The following is an 11831-nucleotide window of genomic DNA, read 5'->3' on the forward strand; positions in this document are numbered from 1 at the left end:
GTCCCAATGACCAAACGCGTTGCCATCATCGGCGCGGCTCACCGTTTTCCGAGCGCCCCGACATCCCAACGTTTCTGGCAAGCGCTCAAGACCGGCGAAGACCTCGTCACCACGGTCGCCGAAGACCGCTGGGGCCTGGAAGCCTATCGTCACCCGGACAAGCAACATCCGGGCACCAGCTATACTTTTGCCGCCGGCAGCCTCGGCGACATTTCCGGCTTCGATGCCGGCTTTTTCGGTATTTCGCCGCGTGAAGCCGCCCAGATGGATCCGCAGCAGCGAATCCTGCTGGAAATGACCTGGGAAGCGATGGAAGACGCCGGCATCCCGCCGCAGGCGCTGCGCGGCAGCCAGTGCGGCGTGTTCCTGGGCATTGCCAGTCTCGATTATTCGTATCGCATGGCCGACGACATGTCGGCGATCGACACCTCGACGGCGACCGGCAATACCTCGAGCATCGCCTCGAACCGGATTTCCTACCTGTTCGACCTGCACGGTCCGAGCATGTCGATGGATACCGCCTGCTCCTCGTCGCTGGTCGCCTTCCACCAGGCCTGCCAGTCGATCCGCAGCGGCGAAACGACAATGGCGCTGGCCGGCGGCATCAGCCTGCACCTGCACCCGTTCGGCTTCATCATCTTCGCCAAGGCCAGCATGCTCTCGCCCACCGGGCGCTGTCAGGTCTTCGACGAAGCCGGTGACGGCTACGTGCGTTCCGAAGGCGGCGGGATCTTCCTGCTCAAGGATTACGACACGGCCGTCGCCGATGGCGATCGCATACTGGCCGTGGTCGCCGGTAGCGGCGTCAACACCGACGGCTACAAGAAGGGATTGACGGTTCCCAACCCCGACGCCCAGGTCGCGCTGATGAACCAGACCCTGGAGCGCGCCGGGCTGACGCCGGACGATATCGACTACCTGGAAGCCCACGGCACCGGCACCGCGGTCGGTGATCCGCTGGAAACCCGTGCCATCGGCGCGGCGATCGGCCAGAAGCGCAAGACGCCGCTGCCGATCGGTTCGGTCAAGAGCAACCTCGGTCACCTGGAAACCGCTTCCGGCGTTGCCGGCCTGGCCAAGGCGCTGTACGCCCTGCGCGAGCGCGAAGTCCCGGCCACCATCGGCATTCGCAAGGTCAATCCGCGGATCGACCTCGAAGGCTGGAATCTCGACATCGTCGACAAGCCGCGCAAGCTGAAGGCCGAAGGCCAGCTGACCATCGGCATCAACTCGTTCGGTTTCGGCGGCGCCAATGCGCACGTCATCCTGCAGTCTGCGCTCGAAACGCCGGCATCCGAGGCCGTCGATGCATCCGTGCGTCGACTGCCGCTGTGCCTGAGCGCGCGCAGCCCGGAAGCCCTGCGCGAGTTCGCGGCACGCCTCAGCGACAACCTGACCGCGGGCGGCGTGTCGCTCTACGACACCGCCTACAGCCTGGCTTTCCGTCGCGAGAGCCATCCCCACGCCGCAGTGCTGTTGAGCGACAACGCCGCCGATGCGATTACCCGGCTGGACGCCCTGGCTGCCGCCGAGAGCGTGCCCGGTTCCGCCGTCGGCGAGCGGGTCGATATCGGCTACGGCCCGGTATTCGTCTATGACGGCAACGGCTGCCAGTGGGAAGCGATGGGCCGCACGCTGCTGAGTGAATCGGCGGTTTTCGCCGCCGCCGTCGACGAAGTCGACGCGCTGTTCGCCAGATATGCCGACTTTTCGCTGCGTGCCGAGCTGGACGGTTCCAATCAACAGAATTCGACCGACGGAGACGAGCGGCTGTCTCGCACCGAGATCGCCCAACCGGCATTGTTCGCGCTGCAGGTCGGCGTGACCCGTGTGCTCGAAGCCGAAGGCGTGCATCCCGCCGCCGTGACCGGCCACAGCGTGGGTGAAGTTGCGGCGGCCTGGGCCTGTGGCGCCCTGACACTCGCCGAAGCGGTCAGCGTGATCTATCACCGCAGCGCGTGCCAGGGGCGTACCCGTGGCAGTGGCGAAATGACCGCCGTCGGCCTCGGTGCCGAAGCGATGCAGGCATGGCTGAAAGAACCCGCGCATGCCGAGGTCGTGATCGCCGGCGTCAATGGCCCCAAGGGCGTGACCCTGGCCGGCCCGACGAAAGCGCTGGAGCGTCTGGAATCGGCGCTTTCCGGTGAGCGTATCTTCGCCAAGCGGCTGGCGCTGGATTACGCCTTCCACAGCCCCGCCATGGATTCGATCCGCCAGGACGTCATCGACGCGCTGGCGCATCTTTCGCCCCGCGACGCCCGCATTCCGTTCCTTTCTACCGTGGCCGGCAAGGCGCTGGCGGGTAGCGAACTGGGTGCGGAATACTGGTGGCTCAATATCCGCGAGCCGGTCCAGTTCGCGCCGGCGATCGATTCATTGATCGCGTCCGGTGCCCGCGCCTTCGTCGAAATCGGCGCCCAGCCGATCCTGCGGCGTTACCTGACCGATGCGCTCACCGCGCAGTCCGTTACCGGCAAGGTCATCGCCACGCTGAGCCGCGACAACGACGGCGCCAGCGCCATGGAGTCCAGCCTGGCCAGCTTGCTGGTCAGCGGCGCCGTTTCTCCCGCGGCGTGGTTCCCGGTCACCGGGCGCTTCGTCGACCTGCCGCACTACCCATGGCAGCGCGAGCGTTACTGGGTCAAGACGACTGGCGACTCCCAGGGCCTGATGGCGCGGCACTACGAACATCCGTTGCTGGGCTATCGGCTGCCGCGTCAAGGCATGGCGTGGGAAAGCCAGCTCGATACTCGCCGCCTCCCGTGGCTTGCCGATCACCGCGTCGGCGACGCCACGGTGTTTCCGGGGGCCGGCTTCGCCGAACTCGCGCTCGCCGCGGCAGCGGCCGCCAAGGCGTCACCGCTGCTGGATATCGAAGCGCTGGAAATCCTCAGCCCGCTGCTGCTGGATGCCACCCATGGCAAGAAGATGCAGGTGGAAATTCAGGACGCCGACGGCACCCTGACCATGAAGACCCGCGAGCCGGCGAGCGACGACGCCTGGACGCTCAACGCCCGCGCCCGCATCGCCGCGCAGACACGTGGCCTGCTGCTGACACGTCGCGGCACGCCGTTGCCGAACCGGCCGGCGGATGTCACGCGAGAGCAGCATCTGGCGATGGCCGCCCATGTTGGGCTGGAATACGGCCCCGGTTTCCAGGCGATCAGCGAGGTCTGGATCGAACAAGATCGTGCCATGGCTCGTATCGATCTCCCTCCGGCAATCGCCGAGGATCAGCGCGACTGCCTGCTGGCGCCGGGTATCCTCGACAGCGCCTTTCAGCTTTTCATCCCGCTGCTGGCCGATGAACTCGCCAAAGCCGGCGGCCTGGCTTTCGTGCCGGTGCGTCTGGAACGCCTGCAACTCCAGGTCGATGCCGCGCCGCCGGCGTCGATGGAAGTCCGCCTGACCAGCCGCGCCCCGCACTCGTTGTGCGCCGACGTGGCGCTGTTCGACGCCGCCGGCAATGCCGTGGCGGTGGTCGAAGGCGCCCGTTTCAAGGCCGCCCGACTGCGTCACGCCGTTCAGCATCGCTTGAGCTACCTCGATCATCGCCTGGTGCCGGCACCGCGCGAAGCCGCCGCGCTGCCGCTGGACGAGGCCACCGCCGAGCTGGCGCTGGCGCAACTGGTCGACAACTATCGTCGCGTGACCGAAAGCCGCTATGGCGATGAAGTCGAGCCGCTACTGGAAACGCTGGTTTCCGCATTTCTCGACGAGGCGCTGCGGGGCTACGCCGATAGCGACGGGCAACTGCTCGCCGGGCGTTTCGATGCCGGATCGACCGAAACCCGCCAGCGCCGTCATGCGCTGATCGAGCTGGCGCTGGCCACTGGTATCGTGTCGGAAACGCCGGCCGGCTGGCAGCTGCAGGAAACCCCGGATATCGACGCGGCGACGGTCTGGAATCTGCTGATTCGCGACTACCCGGACTACGCCGCGCTGACCCACAGCATCGGCCGCTTCGGCCTCCACCTGACGGACTGGCTCGAAGAACGTCTCGATGTTGCGACGTTGGCACTGGATGCCTCGCGCCTGACGCGACTGGTGCAAACCGCCGTCGGCGAGCGCGGCTGGCACGCGCTGGCCGAGACATGGCTGGCGCAATATGCCATGTCGCTCGAGCTGCTGCCCCCCCATCAGCGTCTGATCATGCTCGAAGCCTCGGCGCTGCGTCCGCAACTCGGCGAACGACTGATGAGCGGTCTTCCAGGCGATCGTGCCCAGTATCGTTTCGTCGCGCTGCGAGACAGCGCGCTGAGCGATGCGGAGTCTCTGGCCGAACACGATCCGCGCGTCGACCTGCTGACGCCCGGTGCCGCCGCGCCAGAGATCGGCGCCAACGTCGCGCTGGTGACGCTGGATGGCACCCAGGGCGAGATCGACACACTGCTGCAGTGGCTACCGCCACAGCTGGCCGAAGACGCCCAGATCGCGATTCTGGCGCTGGGGGACACCGACTGGCAGTCGTTCCTGTCGCTGCCGATGGAACCCCAGTCGCGCCCGGCTGATCTCGAAGGCGTCATCCAGCAGCTGAACGTGCTCGGCTATCGTCAGGTCGAGCGGCATACGCTGGAAAACGAACAGGGCGGCCTGCAGCTGCTGACCGCCCAGGCGCCGCTGGCGACCGAAGAAACACGGTCCGACACTGGCGCTGCCGGGCATGCCGATGCCCAGCCCTCCGAACAGTGGCTGGTGGTCAGCGACGATGCCTCGGCGTGGCTCGCCGCCGCACTGGTGACACGTTTCGGCTCGCTGGACGAACCGGTACTGCACCTGGCCGGTAGTGAACTGGCCCCCGGGGATCTGTTGCCGTTGGCGCTGGAGAGCATCAGCCCGAGCCAGATCGTCGACCTACGGGGGCTGGCAACCGCAGCGCAAGATCGCTGCGTGCTGGCAGCTCAGTGGCTGCAGACGCTGGAATCGGCAGGAAGTGACGCCGCGCTGTGGTGGATCACCCTGGGCGTGGGAGCGCACTTTTCTACACTGCCCGGTGCCGCAGTCAATTCGTCTTCACTGCCTGGTGCTGCAGTCAATTCGCTTACCCTGCCCGAGCTCTCCAAGTCGTCCGACACCACTGCGGATGCTGCGCTCTCTATGCTGCCCGAAGATGCAGCACTTTCCATGCTCCCCGAAGATGCAGCGCTTTCTATGCTCCCCGAAGATGCGGCGCTATGGGGTTTCGGTCGTTCGCTACAGAACGAGGCGGGCAATCGTCAGGTACGGCTGCTGGATCTGCCCTTCTCGAGCCGGGATTCACTTCCCCACGAAGTGCTGGATGCGCTGCTGTTCGAGCTCAGCGCACCCGACGCCGAAACCGAGATCGTGCTGGATACCGACGGTCAGCGCTGGGTACCCAGGCTGGGTCTGGCAGCGGCGCCCGGCACGCCGGCCGGCACCGAAGAACCCGCCAGCGATCGCGCCGTCAGCCTCGGCTTCGAACTGCCGGGCCAGCTGCGCCATCTTCGCTGGCAACCGCATGATCTACCCGCCCCGCAGCCCGGGCAGGTCGAGATCGCGGTCAAGGCCACCGGGCTCAACTTCCGCGACGTCATGTACGCGCTCGGCCTGCTCTCCGACGAAGCGATCGAGAACGGCTTCGCCGGGCCCACCCTGGGTCTGGAGTTCGCCGGTGAAGTGATCAGCGTCGGCGACCCGAACGGCTCGCTGCGCCCCGGCGATGCGGTGGTCGGCTTCGGCCCGGCCAGTTTCAGCGACCGGCTGATCGCCGACGTCAACGCCGTGGCGCCGATCCCCGCCGAGATCGGCTACGCCGCCGCAGCGACGATCCCGACGACCTTCTTCACCGTCTACTACTCGCTCAAGCATCTGGCCCGCGTGCAGCCCGGCGAACGGCTGCTGATTCATGGCGCCGCCGGCGGCGTCGGTCTGGCCGCGATTCAGGTCGGCCGCTGGCTGGGCGCCGAGATCTACGCCACCGTCGGCTCGCCGGAAAAACAGGACTTCCTGCGCCTGCTGGGCGTCGAGCGCATCTACGACTCGCGCAGCCTGACGTTTGCCGAAGAGATTCTTCACGATAACGCCATTGAACGACAGGCCTTGGAGAACGGCGGCAACGGCCGAGGTACCGGCGTTGATGGCGTGGACGTCGTGCTGAACTCGCTGGCCGGCGAAGCGATCAACCAGAACCTGCGGGTGCTCAAGCCGTTCGGTCGTTTCATCGAGCTCGGCAAGCGTGACTTCTACGAGAACACCAAGGTCGGCCTGCGCCCGTTCCGCAACAACCTGAGCTACTTCGGCGTCGACTCCGACCAGCTGATGAGCGAGCTGCCCGAGCTGACCGGTGAGCTATTCGCCGAGATGATGGCGCTGTTCGCCGACGGCACCCTGTCGCCGCTGCCGTACATCGCCTTCGGCAGCGACCGGGTGGTCGAGGCCTTCCGCTACATGCAGCAGGCCCGCCAGATCGGCAAGGTCGTCGTCACCTACGAACGCCCGCCGCAGATGGCCGCTGCCGCGCCCAAAGACATTCCGCTGACGCTGGACGCTGCGGGCACCTACGTGGTGACCGGCGGCCTCGGCGGATTCGGGCTGGCGACTGCCGAATGGCTGGCCGCCAAGGGCGCGCGTCAACTGCTGCTGCTGAGCCGCCGTGGGGCAACCACCGAGGAAGCCGAAAGCGGCGTAGCGCGGCTCGAAGCGCTCGGCGTCACGGTCGCGGCCCGCGCCTGCGACGTGACCGATGCCCAGGCGCTCGAGCATGTGCTGGAAGAAGCGCGTCAGAACCTTGGGCCGATTCGTGGCATCGTGCATGCGGCGACCGTCATCGACGACGGCCTGATCCGCAATCTCGACGAATCGCGCATTCGTCACGCCATGGCACCCAAGCTCGAAGGCGCGCGTCATCTGGATGCGCTGACGGCAAGCGACGCGCTCGAATTCTTCGTCGTCTACTCCTCCGCCACTACCCTGTTCGGCAATCCTGGCCAGGCGAGCTACGTGGCCGCCAACCACTGGCTGGAAGCGTTCACCGCCAATCGTCGCGCCCGAGGCCGACCGGCAACGGTGGTCCGCTGGGGCGCGATCGAGGACGTCGGCTTCCTGGCCCGCAATACCCAGACCCGCGACAGCCTGCAGGAGCGCCTTGGCGGTCAGGCACTGACCTCCGCCGACGCGCTGGGCGTTCTCGAGCGTATGCTGGTGGCCGACGTGGCCTCGCTCGGTGTTCTCGAGCTCGACTGGCACGCCCTGGCGCGCTTCCTGCCCACCGCGGAAGCGCCGCGCTATCGCGAGATCGCCCGCACGGCCAAGGACGATGGCAGTCAGGAAGGCGACGACGACCTGCAGCAGCTGCTGGCCAGTCTGGCGCCGGAAGCGCTCTACGCCACCCTGATCGATGTGCTCAGCAAGGAACTCGCCAAGATTCTGCTGATCGACGAGGAGAAGATCGATATCCACAAATCCGTCTATGACATGGGCTTCGACTCGCTGATGGGGGTCGAACTCGTCACCGCACTGGAAGCCCGCCTGGGCATCCAGGTTCCGGTGATGGTGCTCAGTGAAGCCGGTACGCTGGCCAAGCTGTGCGATTACCTGATGGGCAAACTGCGCGGCGATGATACGGAATCCGACAGCGACGAGGATGCGCTCAGCGGTCTGGCCGCTCAGCACGGCGTCGAAGTGCTTCAGAACGGTGTCCAAGTGCTTCAGAACGGCCATGGACCACAGGAAGACGGCGGGGCAAAATCGTGAGCCAATCCCGCGACGCGCTGAAACAGCGCCTGCTGCAGGAGGCGCGCCAGCGCCGCCAGCAGCGCCCCGAAGGCGACACTGCCCCCAAATCGGCAACTGCTGGCGTTGACGAGCGCTTCACTCGCTTCGATCGGCATCCGGGCTATCAGCAGCTCAAGATGATGCGCGAAGGCGGCCAGCGGCTCGGCATTCCCGACCCGTTCTTCAAGGTCCACGAAAGTACCGCCGGGGCGACTACCGTGATCGGCGGGCGCGAATGCATCAATTTCGCCAGCTACAACTATCTGGGCCTAGCCCACCACCCGGCGGTGATCCAGGCCGGCATCGATGCCCTGCAGCGCTACGGCAGTTCGGTATCCGCCAGCAGGCCGGTGTCCGGTGAGCGCCCGATCCACCACGAACTGGAACAAGCCATCGCCGAGACCTACGAGGTCGAGGCGTCGGTGGTCTTCGTCAGCGGCCACGCCACTAACGTGTCGACGCTGGGTTACCTGCTCGGCCCCAAGGACCTGCTGCTTCACGACGAATACATCCATAACAGCACCGTGGTCGGCGCGCAGCTATCCGGCGCCCGCCGCATGAGCTTCGCGCACAACGACCCGGCCGCGCTCGAGAACCTGCTGGCGCGCCATCGCCGCCAGTTCGAGCGCGTGCTGGTGGTGATCGAGGGGCTCTACAGCATGGACGGCGACGCCCCGGACCTGAAGCGCTTCGTCGAGATCAAGCAGTGCCACCAGGCCTGGCTGATGGTGGATGAAGCCCACTCCTTCGCCGTGATGGGCGATCAGGGCCTGGGGCTCCGGGAATACTGCGGCGTGCCATCGACCGACGTCGATATCTGGATGGGTACGCTCTCGAAGACACTTTCCGGCTGCGGCGGCTACATCGCCGGCTGTCGGGAACTGGTGGAAATGCTGCGCTACTTCGCCCCGGGCTTCCTCTACAGCGTGGGCATGCCCGCCCAAGTCGCCGGGCCATCGCTCGCCGCCCTGCAGGTCATGAAGGACGAACCCGAGCGCCTGAGACGGCTGCACGATATCTCGCGCTACTTCCTGCAGCAGGCCAAGGTCAAAGGGTTCGACATCGGCGAGAGCATTGGTGTCGCGGTGGTGCCGGTGATCGTCGGTAGCTCCGTGCTCGCCGCCGGGCTGTCGGACGCCCTGCTCAAGCACGACATCAACGTCCAGCCGATCCTTCACCCCGCCGTGCCCGAGAAAAGCGCGCGCCTGCGCTTCTTCCTCAACTGCGACCACACTCGCGAGCAGATCGACCAGACGCTCGACGTGCTGGAGACCGAGTGGAAAGCGAGGACTGGCTGACGCCACGCTACCGGCAGAGCGAGAACGAAAACGGCCTTGTTATCCGGATGGATGACAAGGCCGTTTTGTTGCTGAAGTCGCGCCTGAAAAGTCGACGCGCCAGCTACCGCTTGTCCTGCAATCGTTCTGCTTGATATCCGCTCATTTAAGACCTCCCTACCAGCGCTGCAAACCAGGAACGCCTTCTCCTCGTTTCACCGACGGGTAACATCTCGGCCGCGCGCTTGGCCTGAATCGGCTCTGGACGAACCGACTCGGAAAGCGTCGGCTCTGATTGCGTCAAATCTAGCTGAACTGGCTCTGGCTGAATCGATTCGGGATGATCCGGCGCGGCCTGGACTGATCGGGACGGGAGTTGCCCTTCGAAGGCGAGAGGCTGAATCACCGCCGGTGCGGGACCCGGCGCTTCGTCGTTAGCTGCGACAGCATGGCGGGTGCCTCTCAGGAAGGCGACGGCGCGGTCGCGATCCGGCGTTTCCAGCAGTTCCTTGATCATCGATACGGCGAGTTTCGCCCTCTTGAGAATCGCGCGCCGATCCTCGCGGATGATACTGTCGATATCGTTCGCTTCCAGGAAGCTGCGGCGGGCCAGATCGTAATCCTGAAATGGATGTTCAGGCCAGAAGAAACGGTGGCGCACGGTCACGTTCCGGTGCGATCGGTAACCCGGACGATTCAGCTTCAACTGCTTTCTCTGGGAGGGTCTGCCACGCAGCATCATCGCCATGTATTCGTCCTCTGAACGATACATCCGATGAATGACATAGGCACTCATGGGGCGAATGGCAGCGCGATTTGCCAGCTCAGGCTGCTTTTCGTCGAAAACCATCGGCTCGCCATCCGCGCCTACCGGTACCACCGATTTCCCAAAAATCGGATGATGAACTCGCACGTGCTTTATCTCGACACCGTCGAGCGGAATCAGCGTCTTCAAATGCGAAGACAACTCGTAGCCTGCGCCTCTTTGAAGGGGCGTAAACGGCGCGTGCTGGCCCAGTTCACAGTGCCACAGGTGGCAGATAGGCGCCGGCTTCTGGTCACCAGACGTTCGAGCCACAAAGCGATCAACGGGCGTGGCGAAGTCGTCGGGCGTCCAGAATTCATCGATATCCAGAAACAGCAGCCAATCCATGCCCAGCTGCCGGGACCGGTCGAGCTCCCTGGCGTAGGCAATGGTCTGCAATTTGCTACTAACGCCGGGATCGCAGAGATCGACCCAGTCGATGAACTCGAACGTCACCTGAGGATGTGACTGATTGATTTTTTCAAGTACCGCGGCCGAAGCATCCGAAGTCCGATTGATATAGACATGGATAAAATCGAACCCGAAATGGAGGTGATGAAAGACCCATTCCGCCAGATACGGGCCTTCATCCTTGGCAACGGCGCAGACTTTGAAAAGCGGTTTCATGAATGGATCCCTCAAGCGCCACGGCGCTTGGCTGTTATCAAAACGATGCCGAATATCAACGATTAACATGAGCCGGATTCGGGGGCCCGAAACAGCTTTAGATTCGGGAAAAGCGCAAAGCAGCATCGCGGAACATCAAATAACCAGCAAGATGGTTTCTCTAGCACTTATTCTCCGGCTCAAAATAAGCTCGTTGATTAATCGTCTTGTAATATTCTTCGCGCCGGAATCAGCTCGACAGTTTCACGGTCTGTGCTTGCCCCAACACCTAGCCCGGAAACAAAAAAGCCACCCGAAGGTGGCTTTGTTTTAAAACGAATGAAATTTGTGCGAAATCTAGATCCGTCTTTGCTCGATCACGTGCCAGGAGGACTGCCCCCCCTTGGCGGCAGCCCTGGCGTCTTCCTGACGACGCATACGCTGAAGCACGCGATACTGCAGGCGATTGAAATAACCGAATCCTAGCCCCGGCAACGGCAGAAACGGATTGGTCCGGCTCATGCCCCAAAGCGCCAGTCTCGAGCTTCCTGGCTCGGCATTGCCTCTGGCGTGAACACCGAAGGTGTTGGCGATCAACAGAGTATTGGCTTTGACCCGGAACGGCTGCGGCCCGGAAACCCCCAGCCGTTCGGCTTCCTCCTGGCTCACCCGGAATGAGCCGCGCGCCGTATAACGGTCCGCGTGTTCCTTGGCCCGCAGGCTCATCTGGTATTCCCACTTCAACCGCTCACGATGCGGGTGATTGGAACCGGGCACGAAAACGAACGGACCATTCTCGTCGGTCACGTCTTCGAGATAGAGCCAGAACTTCATCGTCGGCTGGAAGGTATCGACGTGCAGATTCTTCTGCGGATCGCGCTCCGTCACACTATCCCGGCTGCCGTTGTGCACGTTCTCGATGTGGCAGATCGGTAGCCGCGCATGTCCGGCGCAGTAGCGGAACAGCCGCTTCAATTTGGAATCTTCCAGTACCGCCTTGACCGTCGGTAGTTGATCGACGACTTCTGGCGCCAGCAGAATCCGATGCGTGTTGGTATCGCCCTGGCAGCACTCGCGAATTTCGCCCTCGAAAGCGCCAATTTCCTGGATCAGAGCCTGAAACTGCTGCTCGGGCAGATAGTTTTCCTTGAGCACGTAGCCATATTGCCGGAAATGCGCGCGATCGGCTTTGGGTACGCCAGGTGCGAACCACGCCATACGAAGGCGGGAAAGCCAATACGCGGACCATACCCGACCGGCGTGCAGACCGTAGCGGTTCAACCGCTCACTACCGATGATGGGGTTGGCCTTGAACGATTTTGCCCCGGTGAAAAGTTCACCGAGCCAGAGCGGATATCGAGTCCAGAATTTCATGCCATGTAGCCTCTCACTGTTGAAGCCAGGATCGC

General features: G+C 64.1%; 4 protein-coding genes. 2 read left to right on the forward strand and 2 right to left on the reverse strand.

Annotation, left to right across the window (positions count from 1 at the left end):
* Positions 1 to 6: 6 nt before the first annotated feature.
* Positions 7 to 7713: a type I polyketide synthase gene (locus DOM58_RS17680; protein ID WP_245392156.1), complete on the forward strand. Its 7707-nt coding sequence runs from the start codon at positions 7 to 9 to the stop codon at positions 7711 to 7713.
* Positions 7710 to 9032, forward strand: coding sequence for an aminotransferase class I/II-fold pyridoxal phosphate-dependent enzyme (locus tag DOM58_RS05085; RefSeq protein WP_110691980.1), 1323 nt, complete (start codon positions 7710 to 7712; stop codon positions 9030 to 9032). Before DOM58_RS17680 ends, DOM58_RS05085 begins: the two co-directional genes overlap by 4 nt.
* Positions 9033 to 9177: 145 nt before the next feature.
* Here the strand turns inward: DOM58_RS05085 and DOM58_RS05090 are convergent, their stop codons facing one another.
* Entirely contained in the window at positions 9178 to 10443 is a 1266-nt protein-coding gene (locus DOM58_RS05090; protein WP_157957491.1) for a glycosyltransferase family 2 protein, read from the reverse strand.
* A gap of 336 nt (positions 10444 to 10779) precedes the next feature.
* Complete coding sequence (locus tag DOM58_RS05095; RefSeq protein ID WP_075561188.1) at positions 10780 to 11796, reverse strand: phytanoyl-CoA dioxygenase family protein; 1017 nt, start codon at positions 11794 to 11796, stop codon at positions 10780 to 10782.
* Between the last annotated feature and the right edge of the window lie 35 nt (positions 11797 to 11831).

Origin of the sequence: Salinicola halophyticus (assembly GCF_003206695.1) — a bacterium.
Classification (GTDB): domain Bacteria; phylum Pseudomonadota; class Gammaproteobacteria; order Pseudomonadales; family Halomonadaceae; genus Salinicola; species Salinicola halophyticus.